The organism is Streptomyces sp. NPDC052114, from assembly GCF_040680155.1.
In the GTDB taxonomy this organism is placed as follows: domain Bacteria; phylum Actinomycetota; class Actinomycetes; order Streptomycetales; family Streptomycetaceae; genus Streptomyces.
Genome location: NZ_JBFAWC010000002.1, coordinates 586,965 through 608,861, shown reverse-complemented (window position 1 = coordinate 608,861; position 21,897 = coordinate 586,965). Strand labels below are relative to the sequence as shown.

The 21,897-nt window shown below is 72.2% G+C and carries 12 protein-coding genes; 6 read left to right on the top strand and 6 right to left on the bottom strand.

The features are described 5' to 3' along the window. Positions 1–54: 54 nt before the first annotated feature. The 6 genes from AB0L89_RS06360 to AB0L89_RS06335 all read right to left on the bottom strand — a co-directional run bounded on the left by AB0L89_RS06360 (position 55) and on the right by AB0L89_RS06335 (position 14,569). Positions 55–1,074, bottom strand: a complete 1,020-nt coding sequence (locus tag AB0L89_RS06360; RefSeq protein ID WP_365135168.1) for a methyltransferase — start codon at positions 1,072–1,074, stop codon at positions 55–57. Beyond that, positions 1,071–5,384, bottom strand: a complete 4,314-nt coding sequence (locus AB0L89_RS06355) for a beta-ketoacyl synthase N-terminal-like domain-containing protein (RefSeq protein ID WP_365135165.1) — start codon at positions 5,382–5,384, stop codon at positions 1,071–1,073. The genes AB0L89_RS06360 and AB0L89_RS06355 overlap by 4 nt, the downstream gene beginning before the upstream one ends. Next, positions 5,381–8,803, bottom strand: coding sequence for an amino acid adenylation domain-containing protein (locus tag AB0L89_RS06350; protein ID WP_365135162.1), 3,423 nt, complete (start codon positions 8,801–8,803; stop codon positions 5,381–5,383). The genes AB0L89_RS06355 and AB0L89_RS06350 overlap by 4 nt, the downstream gene beginning before the upstream one ends. Before the next feature lie 33 nt (positions 8,804–8,836). Continuing rightward, entirely contained in the window at positions 8,837–9,580 is a 744-nt protein-coding gene (locus AB0L89_RS06345; RefSeq protein ID WP_365135159.1) for a YqcI/YcgG family protein, read from the bottom strand. Beyond that, the gene (locus AB0L89_RS06340) at positions 9,580–10,998 is read right to left on the bottom strand and encodes a hypothetical protein (RefSeq protein ID WP_365135156.1); all 1,419 of its coding nucleotides are present in this window, start codon (positions 10,996–10,998) and stop codon (positions 9,580–9,582) included. Before AB0L89_RS06340 ends, AB0L89_RS06345 begins: the two co-directional genes overlap by 1 nt. 70 nt (positions 10,999–11,068) lie before the next feature. After that, a complete protein-coding gene (locus AB0L89_RS06335) occupies positions 11,069–14,569 on the bottom strand; it encodes an amino acid adenylation domain-containing protein (protein ID WP_365135153.1) in 3,501 nt (1,166 codons plus the stop codon). A gap of 570 nt (positions 14,570–15,139) precedes the next feature. Between AB0L89_RS06335 and AB0L89_RS06330 the strand changes: the two genes are divergently transcribed. The 6 genes from AB0L89_RS06330 (at position 15,140) to AB0L89_RS06305 (ending at position 21,808) form a co-directional block, all read left to right on the top strand. Beyond that, entirely contained in the window at positions 15,140–16,789 is a 1,650-nt protein-coding gene (locus tag AB0L89_RS06330; protein ID WP_365135150.1) for an AMP-binding protein, read from the top strand. Then, on the top strand, positions 16,786–18,342 hold the full coding sequence (locus AB0L89_RS06325; RefSeq protein ID WP_365135147.1) for an amino acid adenylation domain-containing protein: 1,557 nt from the start codon (positions 16,786–16,788) through the stop codon (positions 18,340–18,342). The genes AB0L89_RS06330 and AB0L89_RS06325 overlap by 4 nt, the downstream gene beginning before the upstream one ends. Then, positions 18,329–18,607 (top strand): acyl carrier protein, encoded by a 279-nt coding sequence (locus AB0L89_RS06320; protein ID WP_365135144.1) that lies wholly within the window; start codon positions 18,329–18,331, stop codon positions 18,605–18,607. The genes AB0L89_RS06325 and AB0L89_RS06320 overlap by 14 nt, the downstream gene beginning before the upstream one ends. Beyond that, positions 18,604–19,761 (top strand): acyl-CoA dehydrogenase, encoded by a 1,158-nt coding sequence (locus tag AB0L89_RS06315; protein ID WP_365135141.1) that lies wholly within the window; start codon positions 18,604–18,606, stop codon positions 19,759–19,761. The genes AB0L89_RS06320 and AB0L89_RS06315 overlap by 4 nt, the downstream gene beginning before the upstream one ends. Before the next feature lie 27 nt (positions 19,762–19,788). Then, complete coding sequence (locus AB0L89_RS06310) at positions 19,789–20,976, top strand: acyl-CoA dehydrogenase family protein (protein WP_365135138.1); 1,188 nt, start codon at positions 19,789–19,791, stop codon at positions 20,974–20,976. Positions 20,977–21,046: 70 nt separating this feature from the next. Continuing rightward, a complete protein-coding gene (locus AB0L89_RS06305) occupies positions 21,047–21,808 on the top strand; it encodes an alpha/beta hydrolase (protein ID WP_365135135.1) in 762 nt (253 codons plus the stop codon). Positions 21,809–21,897 lie beyond the last annotated feature (89 nt).

The following is a 21,897-nucleotide window of genomic DNA, read 5'->3' as shown; positions in this document are numbered from 1 at the left end:
CACCCCTGCCGCGCTCCTCCCGCGCTGTGGGCCGGAGCACGGGTCGTGGGGCCGCTAGACCGGCCGTGCCTCCAGCACCGACTCGCTGTCGGGGAAGTTCCACTGCTCGGTCGCCGTGAGGTTCACCTGCGTGAACAGCTCCTGGTACTCGTCGTAGGAGCGCAGGCGGGCCCCGAGCAGCGCGAACATGTACAGGTCGAGCTGGCGGGGGTAGTGGGTGCGGTCGCTCGCGCTCGGCGTCTGGCCGACGATGACCATCCGGCTGTCCGGCTTCATGACGGAGCGCACGGAGGCGAGGATGCGCAGCGAGTCCGCGTCGTTCCAGTTCCCGATCACGCGGGACAGCAGGTAGACGTCGCCCGAGGCCGGGATCTCGTCGAAGAAGCTGCCGGGTACGAGGGTGACGCGGTCGGCGACGCCGGCCTCTGCCATGATCCGTTCGGCGTTCGCCACGACGTGCGGGAGGTCCAGGAGCGTGCCCGTGAGGTGCGGGTTGGCCTTGAGCACGCTGGCCAGCATGGCGCCGCGGCCGCCGCCGACGTCGACGACGTGCCGGGCGCGGGAGAAGTCGTAGCTGGACAGGAGGTTGTCGACGGCGGCCGACGAGGTCATGGCCTTGTCGAACAGCGTCGCGAACTCCCGGTTCGACGCCATGTACTCGAAGAAGCCCTTGCCGTAGGGCACGGAGAAGCACGGTTCGCCGGTGCGCGCCGTGTGGATCGCGTTCGCCCAGGTGCGGTTGAACTCCTCGCGGCACGTGAGGGCACACATGTTGCGCATGCTGGTCGGGTGGTCGGACTTCAGGACCTGGCCCACGTCGGTCAGTTCGAAGGTCCTGGTGGACGGCTCGGCGAGCACTCCGGCGGCGCACGCGGCGCGCAGGAACGGCAGCAGGCCCTCCGCGTCGGCCTCGACCTCCTTGGCGATGTCGGTGTGGGAACGCGGGGTCGACAGGACATCGGGGACGTTCAGTTCGCACAGCACCGAGACGGCCTGCGACAGCAGTCCGGTGGTCATCAGCTCACGGACCCGCAGGGCGGCCGGTACGGACTCGACGGTCTTTGAAGTGGTCACGCTTCCTTCTCCTCCAGCACGGTGGCGATCCCGGAAATGGTCAGCCGGTCGTTGACGTACAGCTGACGGATGGACATGTTGACGGTGAACTGCTCGCGCAGACTGGCGACCACCCTCATGAGCAGCAGGGACTCGCCGCCCAGCTCGAAGAAGTTGTCGTCGGCGCCGATGGCGTCGATGCCGAGCGAGGTGCGCCAGATCTCCGCGACGCGGCGCTCCAGGTCGTTGCGCGGCGCCACGTAGGGGGTGCTGAGGGGCGGGCGGGCCCGGCCGTCCCGGCCGTCGGACGGCCCGGCCCCGGTGTCCGCGTCGGCCTCGTCGTCCTGCCCCGGGGCGCGGTCCTGGACCGTGCCCGCCCTGCTCCCTGCCGCGACGGTGAGGACCGGGCGGTCGGGGGTGCGCAGCGCGGCGGCGAGGGCGTCGGCACCGAGGCGGCCCCGCGCGCCGAGTCCGCCCTCGGCGGTCAGGGCCTCGTCGGTCCACTCGGGGCCCTTGCGCCAGCGCAGCAGCCGCCAGGGCAGGCCCTCCGCCGCGGCCGCCTCCACGCACGCCTCGGCGAAGGCGCTCACGGCGGCCTGCTGTGCGGACGGGTGGTCGGTCAGCGGGTCGACCAGCACGACGGTGCCGAAGGGTTGTTGGGCGCGCCGCTGCCACAGGTCGCGCAGCCGGGCCAGGGCGGCCTCCGGTGCCGGAGCGTCCGCGCCGTCGGCCGCGTGGTCGAGCAGGCGCAGCAGTGCGGTGGGCCCGCCGTCGGCCGGCGCGGTGTCGGCGGCCCCGCCGATGACCGTCTCGCCCTCGAACGCGGCCGACAGGAAGGCCACGAACCGTCGCGCGGCCGGCAGGTCGCCGTCCGGCACGATCCAGTGACGGGGCAGCGCGGACAGGTCGTCCTCGGTCGGCTCCACCGGCACGGGGTTCGCCGTCCACCGGTGCCGGCCCCGAAGCGCGACGGTCTCCTCGGCCGCCGGGCGGCGCAGTTCGGCCAGCAGCGCCCGCCACGTCCCCTCGTCGAACTCCCCGGAGGGCGGCAGCCCCGCCATGTCGACGTGGGTGGCGTCGACGCGCGACTCCTCGTGCCCCCAGTGGGCCAACAGGCCGTGCGCAAGGCGGTGTTCGGGGGTGACGTCGGCTCCGCCCAGGTCGAAGGCGCCGTCGCTGACCACGACGGCGCGCAGTCGCCGCTCCGCCGTGCCGAGCGCGGCGAGGAGTCCTTCGGCGAAGTCGGCTGCGGCGGCGACCGCGCGCAGCGGGTCGGCGGGACCCGCGACGCGGGTGAGGTCGAGGAGCCGGACGTCCACGTCGTGGTCGCCGTCATCCCACACGTGGGCGCACAGCGCGCGCACGTCGGCCGGTGCCGCGGGGTCGAGTGCGAAGTGGTCCGGCTCCGGGGCGGCGAACGCGTCGGCGAAGCGCACGCGGATCACGCGCTCGCCCTCCGCCAGGAGGGCGGCCGGGGGCATCCCGTGCTCCGCCCCGCCGAGCACCATGAGGACACCGGCGCGGTCCGCCGCCCCGGTCTGCTCCGCGGGCCGCTCCGGCAGCCCGGAGCCGCTCCATTCCCGGGCCGTGAGCGGGGAGTCCGCCGTTCGTCCGGACCGCTCGGGGGCGTCGGGCCGCACGACGGTGCGCTCCACCCAGAACCGCTTGCGCTGGAAGGGGTAGCCGGGCAGCGGCACGGTGCGGCCGGGCCGCCCCTCGCGGGTCGCCGTCCAGTCGACCTCCACACCGCTCGTCCACAGCCGGGCGAGGGCGTTGAGCAGGACGCGCGGGTCGGACTGGTCGGCGTACGCGTGCCGGATCGCCGCGACGGCCGGGGTCGACGTCCCGAGGGTGTACTCGGCCAGCTTGACCAGACCGCCGCTGGGCCCGGCCTCCAGCAGCGCGGGCGGATGGTCGGCGGCCAGGGTCCGCAGGCAGTCGCGGAACCGTACGGTGCCGCGCGTGTGCTGCACCCAGTGCTCGGGGTCGCGGGCCATCTCGGCGGTCAGCCAGTCGCCGGTCAGGTTGGTCACGAGCGGGATGGCGGGCTCGCGCAGGGTCACCTTCTTGACCACGGCCCGCAGTTCGTCGAGTACCGGGTCGAGCGCCACCGAGTGCACGGCGCCGGGGACGCGCAGCCGGTGCTGGTCGATGCCCTGTTCGGTGAGGTGTTTCTCCAGCTCCATGATGGCTTCGTGGGTGCCGGAGACGGTGCACATGCCCGGGGCGTTCACGGCCGCCAGCGACGTGCCCGGGACCAGGTGCTCCCCGACGTCGTCGCCGTCGAGCAGCACGCTCAGCGCCATGCCGCCCGCCTTCTCGATGAGCCGCTCGCGCTCGGCGACCAGCGGAAGCATGTCCTCCAGGTCCATCACCCCGGCGACGCAGGCGGCCGTGTACTCGCCGAGGCTGTTGCCGAGCACGGCGGTGGGGCGTACTCCCCAGGAGGCCAGCAGGGCCGTCACGGACCATTCGGTGGCGGCGATCGCCGGCAGGCGCAGGACGGGGACGTCGACGTTCTCCCTGCTGGGCTCCGCGTCGCTGGGCGGGTAGAGCGCCGCCAGGAGATCCACGCCGCAGGCCGACTCGACGATGCGCGCGCACCGGTCCATCTCGCGCCGGAACACCGGATAGGTCGCGTAGAGCTGCTGGCCCATGCGCTGGTACTGCGAGCCGCCGCCCGGGTACATGAACACCACGTCGCGGGGCCGCCCGCCCGTGTCGCCCTGGACGCCGTCGCCGGACCGCAGCGCCTCGGCGAGTTCCCCGGGGCTGTCGGCGACGACGGCTCTGCGGTGGTGCATGGTCCGGCGGCCGGTCTGGAGCGTATGGGCGAGGTCGCCGACGGGGAGCTCGGGTTCGCGGGAGAGGTGTTCCGTCAGCTCCTTGCCCATGTCGCCCAGTGCCTTGGGGGTCGCCGCGGACAGGAGCGTGACCTCCGGGCGCCCGTCGCTCTCGCGCGGGGGCCGCCGCGGTGCCTCTTCGAGGACGACGTGGGCGTTGGTGCCGCCGACGCCGAAGGAGCTGACGCCGGCGAGGCGCGGCACGTCGGTCCGCCGCCAGGGCGTCAGTTCGCCGGAGACCACGAAGGGGGAGCCCGCGAAGTCGATGAGGTCGTTGGGCTCGTCGAAGTGGACGGTCGGGGGGATCGCCTCGTGCTCCAGGGCGAGGACGGTCTTGATCAGCCCGGCGATCCCCGCGGCGGCGTCGAGGTGTCCGAGGTTGGACTTCACGGAGCCGAGGACGCAGTAGCCCTTCTTGTCGGTGGTCGCCGCGAACGCCTTCGTCAGGGCGCTCACCTCGATCGGGTCGCCCACCGGGGTGGCGGTGCCGTGTCCCTCGACGTAGCCGATGGCGTCGGCCGTCACTCCGGCCGCGGCCTGGGCCGCCACGATGACATCGCGCTGGCCCTTGACGCTGGGGGCGGTGAAGCCGACCTTGCGCGCGCCGTCGTTGTTGACCGCCGAGCCCTTGATCACCGCGCGGATGTGGTCGCCGTCGGCCAGCGCGTCCTCCAGGCGCTTGAGGAGGACGACCCCGACGCCGTCGCCGGGCGACATGCCCGCGCCGCTCGCGGAGTACGGGCGGCAGTGGCCGTCCGGGGAGAACGGCCCGTCGGGCACGTACTGGTAGCCGAGGCGCGCGCTGGGGTTCACGGAGGCCCCGCCCGCCAGCGCGAGGTCGCACCGGTAGTCCAGCAGGTCCTGGCACGCGGTGTGCACGGCGACCAGGGACGTCGAGCAGGCGGTCTGCACCACGAAGCTCGGCCCGGTCAGGTTCATCAGGTAGGAGACCCGGGTGACCAGGGCGCTGGAGGCGTTGGCCACCGAGCCGATGAAGGAGTCGACGGTCCCCGGCTTGCGGGCGTACATGGGGTAGACGTGGTCGAGGTAGTACTGGCTCTGGGAGGCGCCGGCGTAGACGCCGATCTCCCCGTCGTACTCGCCGGGCAGGCATCCGGCCTGTTCGAAGGCGTGCTGGGCGCATTCCAGGAAGACGCGCTGCTGGGGGTCGAGGAGTTCGGCCTCGGCCGGCTGGAACCCGAAGAACTCGGCGTCGAACCGGTCGATGCCGTCCAGGGTGCACTCGACCCGGACGAGGTTGGGGTCGGTGAGCCGGTCGGGGGCGCCGCCGGCCTCGATGAAGTCCTGGTCGTCGACGGGGCGGATGGCCTCCCTGCCGGCCTGCAGCATCTCCCAGAACTCCCGGAGCGTGGGTGCCCCGGGGAACCTGCCCTCCATCGCGATCACGGCGATGTCGGGTGCCGCGACGCCCTCCTCGGGGCCGGGGCCCGTGGCCCCCGCCCGCTCGGTGCCCGTGTCCGTGTTCATGACGCCTCCTTCACGCTGCTGGTGCGGCGGCCGACGCGCGCCCGCCGCTGCCGGCCGGCCCGGCCTCGGATCTTCTCGACCTCCCGCGCCTCCTCGTCGCTCACGGCGCCCGCGCCCGCCTCCAGGTGCCGGGCCACCGAGGCGACCGTCGGGTTCTCGAACAGCGCGACCACGGGAACGTCGTGGCCGAGCTCGCGGCGGATCTCGGTCTGCACCTTCACGACCAGCAGGGAGTGCCCGCCGAGGTCGAAGAAGTTCTCGTGGACGCCCACCTGTTCCAGGCCGAGCGTGCGGGCCCAGATGGCCGCGACGGCCTCCTGCAGCACGCCCCGCGGGGCGGTGTAGGCCGCCTTGTCGCGCTCCTCGTCCGGGATGTCGGCCGACGCCAGCCGGTCCCTGTCGACCTTGCCCGAGCTCTTCAGCGGCAGGGCCGGCATCAGCACGACGGTCGGGGGCACCATGTACGACGGCACCCGTTCGGTGAGCCAGGCCCGCAGTTCGTCGGGGGTGACGGCGCTGTCGCCCGTGGCGACGAAGGCCACCAGTTGCCGGCCGAGCCGGCCGCGGGTGCGGATCATGACGGCGGCCTGCCGGACGTGGGGGTGGGCGGCCAGTTTGGACTCGATCTCCTCCAGCTCGATGCGCCGGCCGTTGAGCTTGACCTGGTTGTCGGCGCGGCCGACGAACTCGATCTGCCCGTCGGCCCGGTGGCGGGCGAGGTCGCCCGTGCGGTAGAGCCGCTCGCCGGGCCGGAACGGGCTGTCCACGAACCGTTCGGCCGTGCGCTCAGGGTCGCCCAGATAGCCGCGGGCCAACGGCAGTCCACCGATGTGGATCTCGCCGACGGTGCCCACCGGGACCGGTCGGCGCGCGGCGTCCAGCAGATGGATGCGGGTGTTCGGGTTGGGCCTGCCGATGGTGATGTCCCGGACGTGGTCGGCGCTCTCGTAGACGCGGCAGGTGACGCCGATCGTCGCCTCCGCGGGGCCGTAGCCGTGGTACATGCGCGCGCCGCACTGCCGGCGGAACCGCAGGTAGAGCTCCGGTGTGAGCACCTCTCCCCCGCACCACACGTGCCGCAGGCTGCGGAAGGCCTCGGCCGCGTCGTCGCGCTCGACCATCAGGTCGAGCATGGAGGAGACCAGGTAGACGAAGGTGACCCGGTGTTCGGCGATGGTGGACAGGAGGTACGAGACGTCGCCCTCCCCGCCCGGCTTCGCGAGCACCAGGCGGCAGCCGCTCGCCAGCGGCAGGAATATCTCGTTGATGGAGATGTCGAAGCTGACGGGCGCCTTGTGCAGGACGGTGTCGGTGTCGGTGATCTCCAGGAGATCCGCCTGCCAGGGCAGCCGGTTGACGATGCCGGCGTGGGTGATCATGGCGCCCTTGGGCACCCCGGTGGAACCGGACGTGTAGATGACGTACGCGACGTCGTCCAGGGACTGCGTGAGCTCCAGGGCGTGCGGGTCCTGCCCCGCGATCAGCTCGCCGTCCGCGGCCAGGTCCACGTGCGCGACGCCGGGGGCCATGGCCGCCAGTTCGCTCCGGGAGAGCATCGGGCCGCTGGTCACCAGGGCGGCGAGGCCCGCCGTGGAGATCAGCTCCTGCTTGCGCAGCGCCGGCCAGGCCGGGTCGTAGGGAATGAAGGCCGCGCCCGCCTTGAGGGCGGCCAGCATGGCCACGACCAGGTCGGGCGAGCGCTCCAGGAGCACGCCGACGAAGGCGCCGGGCGCCACGCCGCGGGCCGTCAGATGGCGTGCCAACCGGTTGGCGCGCGCGTCCAGTTCGGCGTAGCTCAGGCGCTGATCGCCGAAGACCAGCGCCTCGGCCCGTGGCCTGCGGGCCACCTGCGCGGCGAAGAGCCCCGGGAGGGTGGTGCGCGGCAGGTACTCGGGGCGGTCCGTGGCGTTCCACTCGTCGACGACGCGCGTGTACTCGGCGTCCGGCAGCAGCGGCAGTTCGCTGAGCCGGCGCGTGGGGTCGGCGAGGACGCCCTCCATGAGCGTGGCCAGGTGACCGAGGACCCGGTCGACCGCCTCGGCGTCGAACATCCGGTGGGCGCCGGTGCCGGTGAGGACGAGTCCGTCGGGCCCCGTCACCACCTCGACCGCGAGGTCGAAGCGCGTCGCGCCGTTGAACACCGGGAACTCCTGCCACACCTGGCCGGGGAAGTCGATGTCGTGCGGCAGCGTGAGCCCGCGCTGGGTGAACATCACGTTGAACAGGCCGGAACCGTCGCGCCTGCGCGGGGGCCGTACGGCCTCCACGACCTGGTCGAAGGGGACCTCCTGGTGTCCGAACGCGTCGATGCAGCGCTGCTGGACCTCGGTGAGCAGCTCCGTGAAGCGCGGGTCGCCCCCGGCGTCGAACCGCAGCATCAGCGTGTTGCCGAAGTTGCCGATCAGCGGCTCCAGTTCGGGGCTCGGCCGGTGGACGGCGACCGTGCCGACGGTGAGGTCGCCGCTGCCCGAGTAGCGGCCGAGCACGGCGGTCAGACAGGCGAGCGTCGTCATGAACAGCGAGGCACCGGACTTCTTCGCGAGCGCGGTGACGCCGTCGCTGGTCGGCCGCGACAGCGCGAGGCGCCGCCGCACCCCCTTCTCGGACCGCTCCCGGAGGGACCCGCCGGCCATCGGCAGCGCGGCGGGGGCGGGCCAGGGGTCGAGCCTGCCGCGCCAGTGGGCCAGCGACTCGTCGAAGTCGCCGGACGCGATCCGGCGCTGTTCCCACTCGGCGAATCGGGCGTAGGTGACCGGGAGCGGGCGCAGCGGTGCCCGCGTACCGTCCGAGCGGTAGCGCTCCGCCACGGTGTTGAGCAGCGGGGCCCAGCTCCGGTCGTCGATGGCGATGTGGTGCGCGCTGAGCACGAGGACGTGTTCGCGGGCGCCGAGCCGGATGAGCAGGGGCCGCAGCGGGCAGTCCGCGGCCAGGTCGAAGGCCGACCTGCCGTGCTCCCGCGCCAGCCGTGCGACCTCGGCGTCCACGTCGTCGCCCGCCGCCGGGCCGCCGAGGTCGTGGGTCTGCCACGGCAGTTCGACGGCGGGCAGGACGCTTTGCACGGGCAGCCCGTCGGCGTCGGTGCGGTAGACGGTACGCAGCACGTCCTGGTGCGCGACGACCGCCTCGAAGGCACGGCGCAGGCGCGCCGCGTCCAGGTCGCCGCTGATCCTGAATCCGACGCAGATGTTGTACGAGCAGCTGTCGGGCTCCCGCTGCTGCGCGAACCACATGCGCCGCTGCGCCGAGGACAGCGCGTGGGGACCCGGCCCGAGCCGGGGGAAGAGGTCCGCTTCGGACGCCCCGTCCGCGCGGCCGAAGCCCCGCTCGGCCAGCAGCCGGCGGATGTGTTCCTGCCTGGCGTTCGCGGCGCCGGTCCGGTCCGGCGCGTCCTCGTCCCGGCCCGGGTGTTCCTCAGTCATGCCCTTGCCTTCTCTCGTCGGGGCGCGGACGCGTCAGGTGTGGCGGAACGGACACGCGGGCGCCTTCGCCTCGTCGTCGTCGAAGAGGAAGTACTGGCGCCATTCGCGGTTGTCGGCGTCGCCGTAGTTGCCGAGTTCGGGCGAGGGCTCACCGCCGTCGAAGGCCCGCAGCCGGTTGCGGATGACGCGCCGGGCGGCCCAGCCCCGCGAGGTGCTGGGGTCGAGCTCCTCGAAGACCCAACGGGGCTGGAAGGTGATCATGAAGCAGGGGTTCGACCTGCTTCTGCGGGACGTGTGCGCGGGCGTGTTGCACACGACGAAGATGGGGGTGCCGCCGAAGCTGAACTCCCAGTGCTTGTCGTCGGTGTCCCGGGGTATCTCCGCCGGCCAGGTCTCGGTGTCCTGCTCGTGCAGGAACTGGAGCACCTCCCAGAACTTCTGGTAGTAGTCGCCGACCTTGCCGGCCTCTTCCTGTCCGGGCCGGAAGAGCACGATGAGGGAGGTCTCCCTGGAGATGCTCCGGTAGACCGACAGATACGTGCGGATGATGTCCGGCAGGGCCGCCCAGCCGCGCCGGTCGTTCTCGTCGTCGATGAATCCGAACCGGAGCCCCGACTTCTTCGCCGCGGACACCGCGAACGTGCACGGGAAGGGCGCCTCCGTGGAGGTCAGGGTCCCCAGCAGGTCCCTCGCGTAGGGGACGCCCCACTCCGGCAGGTCGCCTATCACCTGGGGGGCCAGCTCCCGTGCGGCCGAGTCAGCTCGCGTCGACAGCATCAGCTCACTCCGATCCTGTTCAGCAGGTCGTCGGGGATGATCGGCTGGTGGTACGTGCACTCGCCGGACAGCACGGTCGAGCCGTGCAGCCGGGACACCGGGATCAGGACCTTGTCCCCCTGGTGCAGCTCGATCTTGTGCGTCACGTTGTTCCAGAAGTGCATCTGGCCGGCCTCGATCACGACGAGGCGGTGCTCGTCGTGCACATGCGTGGTGGAGGTCTCCTCCCAGGACTCGACGAACGTGTCGAGGTCGATCTCGATGCGCTCGTCCTCCAGGTACTTGTGGATCCGCCGCGCCTTGTCCTGGTACTCGCCGATGCTGTCGGCCCAGGTGACCTGCTCCCACAGGTCCCGCTCCCACAGGTCCGCGTACCAGGCGGCGTCCGCGAATCCGCGGTGGAATCCCTCGACGACGACCTGCTCGCCGTACCGCTCGATGAACGGGGCGAGCATCTGGTCCACCCGGGTCCGCAGGCCGGCCTCGGTGACCACGTAGCCGTTCTCGAAGTAGGCCGTCTCGGTCTCCAGGCACTCCGCGAGGACGGCCCGCAGCCGCTCGCGGTGGAGGGCTTCGTCGACCTTCTTGTGCATCAGCGCGCCGAGGAAGGCGAAGAACTGTCCGCGGTCGGCGGAGACGTGGTGGAGGTAGTTGCCCCGCGCCAGCGAGGAGTTCAGGTACAGCTGCCAGTACGCGGCGGCGGCGGTCTTGAGCCCGGCGCCGGCCAGCAGCTTCGTGTAGTCGGCCGAGTCGGCGACCCAGTCGCGGTACTGGTCGACCAGGAGCGGGCGCAGGGCGCCGTGGGCGAGGTCGTACTCGCCGATCGCGGCCCGGCCCACGGCCGTGTTCATGGCGGGGGTGAAGGCGCTCAGCTGCAGCAGCAGGAAGGTCGCGGCCGCGCGCTTGTCCTTGGTCTGCAGGACCGCGTCGATGCCCTGGTGCGGGCGGGCGCTGCGCTCCTCGAAGAAGTCGACGACGTGCTGTTCGAGTGCGGCGCGGGTCGGCGTGCGCAGCGGCGTCCGCTCTCCGTCGAGGAGGGAGAAGAGATGCTGTTCGAGCACCGGCTTGGCGAGCGCGCTGAGTTCGCGGTTGCGCCGGGAGTAGAAGGCCTCCTGGTCGGACGCGACGGTGGCGACGTCCTCCGGGGGCAGGTAGAGGGAGTCGATGTCGTACACGTTGCGCAGCATGCGGTGGCCGAGGAAGCCGCTCAGCTTCAGTACGTCGGCCACGGGCAGTGGGCGGCTGTAGTCGAGCCAGGCGAGGTCGTCGGGCCTGACCGGGCGCCGGTAGGGGTTTCCCTCCGTCGTGAGCTCGTCCCATTCCGCCGCGCGGAACGCCCTGTTGGCGGCGAACGCCTTCAGGACGTCGTTCGGGTCCTGTGCCTCATAGGGAAGCGCGAATTCCTTCGCCTCTGCCACGGTGCCTGTCCCTTCGGTATGACGGTCGGTCAGGTGGAAGCAAGGTCGGGGAGTGCGGGGCCGGAGGGGGTCACCGGTCCGCGGACCCCGCTGCGGCCCGGAGTTCCTCGTCGGTCATCGAGGCGACCTCGCGGTAGATCGCGGCGGCCTGTTCGATGCGGCCCGGCACGCTCTGCTTCGCGGCCAGGCGTACGGCCAGGGCGCGCACGGTCCGGGCGGCGAACAGGTCGGCCACCTTCGGTTCGGTGGTGTCGAGCCACTCCCGGATCCGGGCGATGGCCTCGGTCGCGAGGACGGAGTCGCCGCCGAAGGCGAAGAAGTCGTCCTCGACGCTGACCGGTCCGCCGCCGAGCACCGTCCGCACGATCTCCGCGAGCACGGCCTCCAGGTCGTCGGCCGGTCCGACGTGGGGCGCCTCGGGCGGGGCGCCGGCCCGCAGGACGGCGCCGACCGCCTTGCGGTCGAGCTTGCCGTTCGCGGTCAGGGGGAACTCCGCCAGGATGTCGAGCCGTTCGGGGATCATGTGGGGCGGCAGCAGGTCGGCCACGGCGTCCAGGACCGCCGTCTCGTCGGTCTCCGCGGACAGGGTGATCGCGGCGATCAGCTTCTGCGAGGTCCTGCCGACCACTTCGGCCACGGCGTGGTGCACGGCGGGCACGGCCCGCAGCGCCGCCTCGACCTCGCCGAGCTCGATGCGGTAGCCGCGCAGCTTGACCTGGTTGTCGCGGCGGCCCAGGAACTCCAGGGTCCCGTCGGGCCAGTAGCGGCCCATGTCGCCCGTGCGGTACCAGCGCTCCCCGTCGTGGGTGACGAAGCGATCGGCGGTGCGTTCGGGGTCGTTGCGGTAGCCTTCGGCCACGCTGCGGCCGCCGATCCACAGCTCGCCGGGGACCCAGTCGGGGCAGTCCCGGCCCCGGGCGTCGACCACCCGGAAGCGCTGGTTGCCCAGCGGCGTGCCGTACGGGATGGACCGCCAGTGCCCGGGGACGGCCGTGACCTCGTGGAAGTTGGACCAGATGCCGGCCTCGGTGGCGCCGCCCATCCCCACGAGCGCGCACCGCCCGCCCGACGCGTCGCGCAGGGCGCCCGGCAGGTCGACGCCGATCCAGTCGCCGGAGAGGAACGCGAGGCGCAGCGAGTCGGGCAGCGGCTCGGTCCCGGCCGTCGTCAGGAGCATCTCCATCAGGGCGGGCACGGTGTCCCACACCGTGACCCGGTGCGTGCGGCACAGGTTCAGCCACTGCTGCGCGTCACGGCGGTCGGACTCCTCGACCAGGACGAGCGCGCCGCCCGCGCCCAGCATCCCGAAGATGTCCCAGACCGACAGGTCGAAGTCCAGGGCGGACACGGCGAGGACGCGGTCCTCGGCGGTGACGCCGAAGCGTTCGTTGATGTCCTCGATGGTGTTGAGCGCGGCCCGGTGGCACATCTCCACGCCCTTGGGGGTGCCGGTGGAGCCGGAGGTGAAGATGACGTACGCGGTCTCGTCGGGGTCCACGGCGACCGGGGCCGTCAGGGGGGTGTCGCAGCGTACGGCCTCCCCGATGCCCAGGGCCCGGCCCGCGTCCGCGTCGGTGTCGTCCGCGCAGAGCGTCAGGACGACACCGCCCGCCTTCTCGATCTGCGCGCGGCGCGCGGCGGGCTGTTCGATGCCGATGGGGACGTAGCAGGCGCCGGCGGCGAGGACGCCCAGCACCGCGGCGATCTGGTCGGGGCCCTTGGGGAGGTGGACGGAGACCGTGTCCCCGGGGCGCACTCCGCGGGCGGTGAGCGCGCCCGCGATCCGCAGGGCCCGATCACCCAACTCGGCGTAGGACAAGGCTCCTTCGGTGCCCCACAGCAGTGCCTTCGCATCCGGTGTGGCAGCCGCGTGGGCGAAGAAGCCGCCGTGCAGCAGCCCGTCCGGCACCGGCCGTTCGACGCTGTTGACCTTCGTGCGGACGTCTCGCTGCTCCGGCGGGAGTCCCTCGTGCAGGATCCGGTCCCAGTTGTCGTCGTCGCCGAGGAGCTCGTCGATCATCTCCCGGTGGCGCCGGAACATCGCGTCCATCATCCCGTCGGGGAAGGCGTGCTCGCGTACGTCCCAGTTGAGCAGGAGGCCGCCCCGCAACTCCACCACCTGGGCGTCGAGCACGACCTGCGGCCCCTGGGAGATGATCCACGCGGGCTCACCGAACGCGTCGATGACGCTGTCGCGGAACAGCTCGCCGAGGTCGAGGCCGCTGGTGTAGACGACGGAGGCGAGGACGGGCTCACCGCGCAGCCGGCCCAGGTCGCGCAGGACGTCGAGGCCGGGGTAGGCGGCGTGCGAGGCCCTGGTGTGCAGGGTGTGCTGGAACTCCCTGGCGCGTTCGAGCGTGGTCGAGGAGCCGGTGACGTCGACGTCGATGAGCACGGAGCTGCTGAAGTCGCCGACCAGCTTCTCCACGTCGGGGTGGAGGGGTTCGCGGTTGAACAGCGGCAGGTTGAGCAGGAACCGCTGCTCGCTCGACCACTGGCCGACGATCTCGGCGAAGACCGAGGCGAGGACCGTGGCGGGGGTGACGCCGTTCCTGCGCGCCCGCTCGATGAGCCGCCGCTTGCTCTCCGGGTCGAGCCAGTGCTCGTAGCGGACGCTGTGGAGCGGGTCCTCCTGCTCCGACTCGGGGACCAGGGGCAGCGCGGGGGCGCCGGGCAGCTGTGGGAGGACCTCGCGCCACCACTCCTGCTCGCGGCGGTGCGCCGGGGCGTTGACCTCGTGGTAGTCGGTCAGGTAGTCGCGGAAGTTGTACGACAGTGTCCCGAGGTCGCTCGCCCCGCTGGTGTAGAACTCCGCGAGGTCGGCGAGCAGGATGCGGTAGCTCAGGGCGTCGGCGGCCATCATGTCGACGTCCGCGTGCAGCCGGGTCCGGCCGCCGGGCAGCAGGGTCAGGGAGATGTCGACCAGCTGGCCGAGGTCGGTCCGCATGCGCTGGTGCGTCTTCTCCTGGCGGATCCGCTCCAGGGCCTTGTCCACGTCGGCCGGTGCCTCGTCCCGCAGGTCCGTGACGGACCAGACGGGGACGCCGGGCGCGTCGAGGACCCGCTGGGTCCCGTCCTCCAGGAACTGGCTGCGCAGCATTCCGTGACGGCGGACCAGCGCGGCCACGGCCTGTCCCAGGCGATCGGGGTCCACGTCCTCGCCGTCGAACTCCGCGTACAGATGGGAGGCGACTCCGCCGAGGGCCTGCTCGTCCTTGCTGCCGATCCAGTAGCCGTGCTGCATGGTCGCCAGGCCGAAGGGCTCGCTGTCCGAGGGGCGCTCGTCCTGCCGCGGGGCCTGCGGTGCGGGCTTCGGGCGGGCCGCGCCCTGGCCGCCGGAGCGTTCGGTCACCAGGTCGGTCCAGGCCTGGACCGAGGGGCACAGGGCGAGTTCGGAGAAGTTGACGCGGATGCCCTTGCGCCGCAGCCCGGCGGCGATCTTGATCATCCGCATCGAGTGCAGACCCAGCGTGACCAGGTTGTCGTCCATGCCGATCTCTGCGGGATCCAGATCGAGCTCGCCGGCCACCAGCGCGCGGATCTCTTCTCGGCCCAACACAACGTCTCCCACGGTCGCTCCTCCGATGGTCGGCTCGGGTTGGCAGGTTTCAGGCAGCGCCGAGTGGCCCTGGGCGGGAGCCGTCGGGCGGGCGTCACTGTCACTGCCGGCCGCCGATGAAGAAGCAGTTCCGTGCATCCGCCCAAGGGGCGCCGATGCGCTTTCATTTCACCAGTCACGGCGGTCCGGGATCGCCAATTTACGATCCCTCCAATCACACTGTCAACCAATTGAAGGGGACCTCTCGACTCTGCACGAGTATTCACCTAAGGGTTTTTACCGCAGCCTTTCACCTACGGTATTTTTCCCCACGGTGATTACCCTTCAGCAGTTCCCGCAGCCCGTCACGCCGCAGCGCCCATCCCTCGCAAGTTGCCTGCTCAGTACGGGCATTGACCTTGCCGACACGGGTGCGTTACTGTCGATCGGCGCCATGAAAAAGGTAATTCGAAATTCGCCGCACATTCCCTCTTCCGGCCATTCGGATCGCCCGGCGGCAGAGGATTTGATTTCCCTCTGCCGAGAGATTCGCGGGGAACGCATGCGCAGTCCGGAGTCGCACGAAAGAAAGGGGCCCTCCCCATGGCCATCGACATGACCCCTTGGCCCGGTGCGGACGTCGAGAAGTATCGAGCCGCGGGCTACTGGCGAGGGGACACCTTCGCCCACTTCCTCACCGCCCGCGCCCGTGCCCACGGCGACCGCGTCGCCCTCGTCGACGACCGGACGCGTCTGACGTACGCCGAACTCGACGAGCGGACGGACCACTTGGCTCATGGGCTGCGCGGCCTCGGCCTCGGTGCCGACGACCGCGTCCTGCTCCAGCTGCCCAACCGCGCCGAGTTCCTGCTGCTCTGGTTCGCGCTGATGAAGGTCGGCGCGATCCCGGTGCACACCCAGCCGGGTCACCGCAGGAGCGAGATGGTGCACCTCGCGCAGCACGCGGAGGCCGCCGCCTACGTCATCCCCGATGTGCACGCCGGCTTCGACCACCGCGAACTGGCCGCCGAGGTGCGGTCGGTGAGCCCCGCGCTCAAGCACGTCATCGTGGTCGGCGACCCGGGTACCGGTACCGGCTTCACCTCCTACGACGACCTCACGGCGGGCGCGCCCGCGACGGGCCCCGCCATCACCTCACGGGCGGCGGGCGGCGACGCGGCCCTGCTGCTGCTCTCCGGCGGCACCACTGGACTGCCCAAGCTCATCCCCCGCACGCACGACGACTACCTCTACAACGGGCGGGCGGCCGGCGAGGTCTGCGAGATGACCGAGGGCTCGGTGTATCTGGCGGCGCTGCCCGTGGCGTTCAACTACACGATGAACTGCCCCGGCGTGCTGGGCGCGCTGAGTGCCGGCGGGCGGGTCGTGCTCGCGAGCAACCCGGACCCGGGCTACTGCTTCGACCTCGTCGAACGCGAGGGCGTCACGATCGCCGCCATCAATCCCCAGCTCGCCCCGGTCTGGCTGGACGAGGCGGCCGCGACCGACGCCGACCTCTCCAGCCTGCGGGTCCTCCAGGTCGGCAGCGCCCGGCTCGCCGACGAGACGGCCGCGCGGATGGTCGCCGAGTTCGGGTGCGTGATCCAGCAGGTGTTCGGCATGGCCGAAGGGCTGCTGTGCCTGACCCGGCTCTCCGACCCGACGGACATCATCACCACCACCCAGGGCAGGCCGATCTCCGGGGCCGACGAGGTCCGCGTGGCCGGGCCCGACGACCAGGAGGTGCCGGACGGCGAGGAGGGCGAGCTGCTCGTCCGCGGCCCGTACACCCTGCGCGGCTACTACCACGCCGACGAGCACAACGCGAAGAGCTTCACCCACGACGGCTTCTACCGCTCCGGTGACCGCGTGCGCCGCCGGCCGACCGGTCATCTCGTCGTGGTGGGCCGCTCCAAGGACCAGATCAACCGCGGCGGCGAGAAGATCCCCGCGACCGAGGTCGAGGGCCATCTCCTCGCCCACCCCGTGATCCGGTCCGCCGCGCTGCTGCCCGCGCCCGACCCGGACCTCGGCGAGCGCTCCGTCGCCTTCCTCGTCCTGGACGGCGGCCCCGCGCCGGACCGCAAGGCGCTCGCCGCCTTCCTCCACGAGCGCGGCGTGGCCGCCTACAAGGCGCCCGACGAGGTGCGGATCCTCGACGTGATGCCGCTGACGCCCGTCGGGAAGATGGACAAGAAGGTGCTGGCCGCGCGGATCAGGGCCGAGCAGGGCGAGAGCGGACTGCCCGCATGAGCCGGACCGGCCCCTGGGGCCCGCTCGACGCGGTCCTGGCGGGCGCCGCGGACGACCACCCCGACCGGGACGCCGTGACGGACGGCGAACAGGGTCTCACCTACCGGGAGTTGGAGACACGGGTCCGCGAGCTCGCCGCCCGCCTCCGGGCCGCGGGGGTGCGCCCCGGTCACCGCGTCGGCGTGTACGTGCCCAAAGGCACGGACGCGCTGGTCGCCGTGTACGCCGCCCTGCGGTGCGGAGCCGTCGCGGCGCCGCTCGACGTGAAGGTCCCCGCCGAGCGGACGGCCCGGATGGCCGTCAACGCCGCCCTCGGCTTCCTCGTCACCACGGACCGCACCGCCGCGTCGGCCCTCCGCGTCGGGGAGTTCACCGGTCAGGGCCCCGGTGAGGCCGGGGCGCTCGTCCCCGGTCTTGGCCTCCTTCCCCTTCGCCCGCCCGGCCCGCCGCCGGCCGAGGGCGGCGACGGCGGGTACCTGCTGTTCACCTCGGGCAGCACCGGCTGGCCCAAGGGCGTGCTCCTGTCGCACGAGAACGTCCTGCACTTCGCCCGGTGGACCGTGGATCAGTTCGGGCTCAAGTTCTCGGACAGGGTCGGTTCCCAGGCCTCACTGACGTTCGACCTGAGCACGTTCGACATCTTTGGCAGCGCCCTGTCGGGCGCGTGCCTCGTCCTGCTCCCCGAGCCCCTCAAGGCCTTCCCCCAGGACGTGGTGAACTGGCTGCGCACCGAGCGCGTCTCCGCCTTCTACGCGGTCCCCACGCTCTACCAGGCCCTGCTCCACCAGGGCGGCATCGGCACCGCTCCCCTGCCCGACCTGCGCGTCATCGCCTTCGCGGGAGAGCCCTTCCCGGTCGGCGACCTCGAAAAGTACCGGAGCCTGTTCGAGGCGGCGGAGTTCTACAACCTCTACGGCCCGACCGAGACGAACGTGTGCACCTTCGAGAGGGTGCCGCCCGGCTGGTCGGCCTCCGACGGGCTGTCCATCGGCAAGGAGATAGCCGGGGTCCGGGTCGAGCTCGTCGACGACGACCACCGCGTCACCTCCGACGCGGGAGAGATCGCCGTCTCGGGCCCGACAGTGGCCCTCGGATATCTGGAGAACGGCCGGCACCGCCCGCTCACCTCGCCGATCCACCTGGCCGACGGCCGCACGCGCCCCGCGTACCTCACCGGCGACCTCGGCCACTACGGCGAGGACGGCAGGATCCATCTGCGCGGGCGAAGAGACCACCAGATCAAGCGGCGGGGCCACCGCATCGACCTCCAGGACATCGAGAGCGTCGTCCAGGAGTTCCCCTCCGTGCGCACCTGCGCGGCGGTCTGGGCCCCGGACGGCGCCACGGGCGGCGAGCTGAGGCTCCACGTCGCCGCGGACGGCGCCACCGAGCGGCAGCTCCGCGAGCAGCTGTCCGCCGTGCTGCCCCGCCACATGCTCCCCGACCGCATCCACCTGGCGGAACGCCTTCCGCTGACGGAGCGGGGGAAAGTCGACCGCGAAGCGCTGGCTTCGGCAGAACCGACCCGGGAAAGAGGCCATGAAGAACGTTGACGAGCTGTGCTCACTGATCCAGGAGATCATCGACGAAGCCGGCGGACACGCCGACGAGAAGGTCGACCCCGGCACGCCGCTGCTCATCTCGGGGCTCGTGGACTCCCTGACCATCATGCGGATCGTCGCCCGGGTCGAGCAGCGGACCGGCATCTCGTTCCCCGAGACATCGGTCGTCGCGGCCAACTTCCGTACGCCCACGGCACTGTGGGAGGCCGTCGAGACCGTCAAGGGCACCGCGCGGCACGAGGGCGCGGTGTCATGACGGCACGCGCACCCGCCGCCGCGGTCGAGGACGTCGTCGCACGCTCGGCGGAGGCCGCGCGGTCCGCCCTGGCGGGGACCGCGGGCGCCGGCTTCCGCGCCCGGTGGAAGGCCCTCGTGGCTCCGGGCCTGCTGCGCGAGGATCCACGGCCCGCCGCGGACCGCGCCGAGGGCCCGGGACCGGTCACCACGGCCCTGGCCAGCATCGAGGGCATCGGCCTGGCCGGGGCCCCGGCCGGGCTGTGCTACGCGCTGGCCTCCCAGCGCTTCGGCATCCAGTACCCCCTGCAATCCGTACTGTCCGCGCCGGCGCGGGACCTCCTCGGGGACGTGGCGGGCGGCGAGGTGCTGCTCTGCCACGCGCTGACCGAGGAGGGCGGTGGCAGCGACCCGCTGTCCATGACCACCTCGGCCGAGCGCCAGGCGGACGGCAGCTATCTCCTCACGGGCATGAAGGCCTTCGTCACCGCGGCTCCGATCGCCGACGTCGGCCTGGTGTTCGCCCGCACCTCGGCCGACCGCACCCCCTTCGCCCTGTCGGCCTTCCTGGTCGACCTGCGCCGGCCGGAGGTCAAGCGCAGCGAGCCCTTCCCCAAGACCGCGCTCACCGAGGTCCCCATGGGCTCGCTCACGTTCGGCGGGGTCCGGCTCGCGCCGGACCGGCTGGTGGGCCAGGAGGGCTCGGGCCTCGCGCTGCTGACCGTCACCACGGCCTGGGAGCGCGCGCTGCTCCTGTCGTACGCGCTCGGCCCCATGCGCAACGTCCTCGAACGCACCGTCGACTGGTGCAGGTCGCGGGAGCACTTCGGCCGCAGGATGGGGTCGAGCCATCTGGTGGCGGCACGGGTGGCCGACATGGCCCTCGCCCTCCACCGCTCCCGGGAGCTCGTCTACGGGATGGCCGCACGGCTCGACGCGGGCGAGCGGCCCCGGCAGCTGGCCTCGGACGCGGCGCTCACCAAGATCTCGGTCGCCGAGGACTACGTGAAGTTCACCCAGCAGGCCGCCATGCTCGGCGGAGTGCGCTCCTTCATCGAGGACTCCGGGCTCTGCGCCGATCCGATCAGCCCCCTGGCGGCATCGACGTACGCGGGCCCCAACGACCTGTTGCGGGTCACCGTCGCCCGTGAACTGGGTCTCCCTGTCGAGAATTGACCCTTCCGGTCGGACGAAAAGGACCCCATGCGAGTCATTGACGCACAGGATGCCGGAACCATCGACAAGCGCGTGCGGGCGGTCGCGGACGAGCTGTCGGCGGTCGCCGCCGGCGTCGACCGCGGCCGCGTCGGCCCGCACGGCAGTTACCGACTCCTCCGGGAAGCGGGCCTGTTGAGGCTGCTGGTCCCCTGGGAGTCCGGCGGCGAGGGCCTTTCGTTCCTCGCGTACACCAAGGCACTGGAGACCCTGGCCATCGGCGACGGCGCGACCGCGCTCGGCTTCAACATGCACAACGTGGCCATCGGCTCCCTGTGCGAGACGGCCCGGTCCGAACTGCCCGCGGCGGCCGAGCGGTTCCGCGAGTGGGTCTTCAAGGAGGTCGTCGAGAACGGCAGGATGTTCGCGTCGGCGACCTCCGAGACCGGCTCCGGCGCCAAGCTCCAGCAGCTGCGGGCCACGTACCGGGCGGCCGGCGACGGCTATGTGCTCAACGGCAGCAAGTCCTTCGTCTCCCTGGCCGGTATCGCCGACTACTACGTCGTGGCGGCCAGGGAGGAAGGCTCGTCGGAGGCGGCCGAGGTGTCGCACTTCGTGGTGTCGGGTCTCGACGACGGGGTGACGTTCTCCGAGCCCTGGGACAGCGCGGCGCTGCGCGGCACGCAGACCGCGCAGATGTCGCTGCGGGACGTCCGCGTCCCCCGCGCCCGCCTGTTCCTCGGCGTCGAGGGGCTCTCGCTGTTCAAGCTGATGCGGGAGCCGCACTGGATGGTGTCCGGCTACATGGGCGCCTATCTGGGCATCGCCGAGTCCGTCCTGCGCCTGGTGGTGCGGCTGCTGGAGGGCAATGAACACCGTCGCGCCTCCCCCGTCCTCCAGGCCCAGGTCGGCAGGCTCGCCGTGGAGCTCAAGGCGGCCCGGGCACTGGTGTACTCGGCGGCGCGCCTGGTCGACGAGGAGAAGGGCGGCCTGGAGGCCAACACCGCGGTGCACGCGGCGAAGTACTGCGTCGGCGAGCTGGCACCGCGGCTCGCCCTCGACGCCGTGCGCATCTGCGGCTCGGGCTCCCTGCGGGCGAGCGAGCCGCTGGAGCGCCTGCTGCGGGAGGCCGCCTTCTGCTCGGTGATGCCGGCCAAGCCGGACGAGTGCCTAGAGTACGTGGGCAAGGCAGCCCTGGGATTCAACATGTTCAACGCCCGTAACTTCGACTGGTGAGCGCGTCGTCCCGGGAGTGCCGCGCACGGCCGGCGCCTCGGCGGGTGACGTGCGGTGGAGGGAGTACGCGTTGCCGGTCATCGAGCTGAGTGGCGGTCCCGTCGAGTACCGGCGCGTCGAGGGGCGCGCCGGTCTGCGGCCCCTGGTCTTCCTGCACGAGGGCCTCGGGTGCGTCGCCATGTGGGGACGCTTCCCGGACGCGCTCGCGCGGGCGACGGGGCGGCCCGCCCTGGTCTACTCCCGGCACGGGTACGGCGGTTCGGGACCGGCCCGTGTCCCACGCCCCGTCACGTACATGCACGACGAGGCGGCGCGGGTGCTGCCCGAGCTGCTCGACCGGCTGTCCGTGACCGAACCGGTGCTCGTCGGCCACAGCGACGGCGCCTCCATCGCGCTGCTGCACGCGCGCCTGCGCCCCGTCGGTGCCGCCGTCGTGCTGGCGCCCCACGTCTTCGTCGAGCCGGAGACCCTCGCGGGGATCCGCAGGGCTCGCGCCGCCTTCGGGGCCGGGGAACTGTCCCGCCGCCTCGCGCGGTTCCACGACACCCCCGACACCGTCTTCGGCGCCTGGTCGGACGTCTGGCTCTCCCCGGAGTTCCGCGACTGGAACATCGAGGAGAGCCTGCCGGGCATCACGAGTCCGACGCTCCTGATCCAGGGCGACCGGGACGAGTACGCCACACTGCGTCAGCTCGACGCCCTGGAGCGGGGCCTCGGCGGCCCGGTACGGCGGGTCGAGGTCCCGGACTGCGGGCACTCCCCGCACCTCGAACGTTCCGCGGAGACCCAGGACGCGATCGTCCGCTTCCTGGCCGACTCCGTGCCGGACTGACCGCGGCCCCCATGCAGCAGCGGCCCTGTCCATGGCGGAGCGCCACGGACAGGGCCGCTGGTGTGCGCGGCGACCCTCGGGCCGCGCGG

What these genes read in the sequence shown, in the direction of transcription:
- AB0L89_RS06320 (WP_365135144.1), top strand. Translation starts at nt 18,329, where the DNA reads ATGAAGAACGTTGACGAGCTGTGCTCACTGATCCAGGAGATCATCGAC.
- AB0L89_RS06325 (WP_365135147.1), top strand. Translation starts at nt 16,786, where the DNA reads ATGAGCCGGACCGGCCCCTGGGGCCCGCTCGACGCGGTCCTGGCGGGC.
- AB0L89_RS06330 (WP_365135150.1), top strand. Translation starts at nt 15,140, where the DNA reads ATGGCCATCGACATGACCCCTTGGCCCGGTGCGGACGTCGAGAAGTAT.
- AB0L89_RS06350 (WP_365135162.1), bottom strand. Translation starts at nt 8,803, where the DNA reads ATGACTGAGGAACACCCGGGCCGGGACGAGGACGCGCCGGACCGGACC.
- AB0L89_RS06315 (WP_365135141.1), top strand. Translation starts at nt 18,604, where the DNA reads ATGACGGCACGCGCACCCGCCGCCGCGGTCGAGGACGTCGTCGCACGC.
- AB0L89_RS06355 (WP_365135165.1), bottom strand. Translation starts at nt 5,384, where the DNA reads ATGAACACGGACACGGGCACCGAGCGGGCGGGGGCCACGGGCCCCGGC.
- AB0L89_RS06345 (WP_365135159.1), bottom strand. Translation starts at nt 9,580, where the DNA reads ATGCTGTCGACGCGAGCTGACTCGGCCGCACGGGAGCTGGCCCCCCAG.
- AB0L89_RS06310 (WP_365135138.1), top strand. Translation starts at nt 19,789, where the DNA reads ATGCGAGTCATTGACGCACAGGATGCCGGAACCATCGACAAGCGCGTG.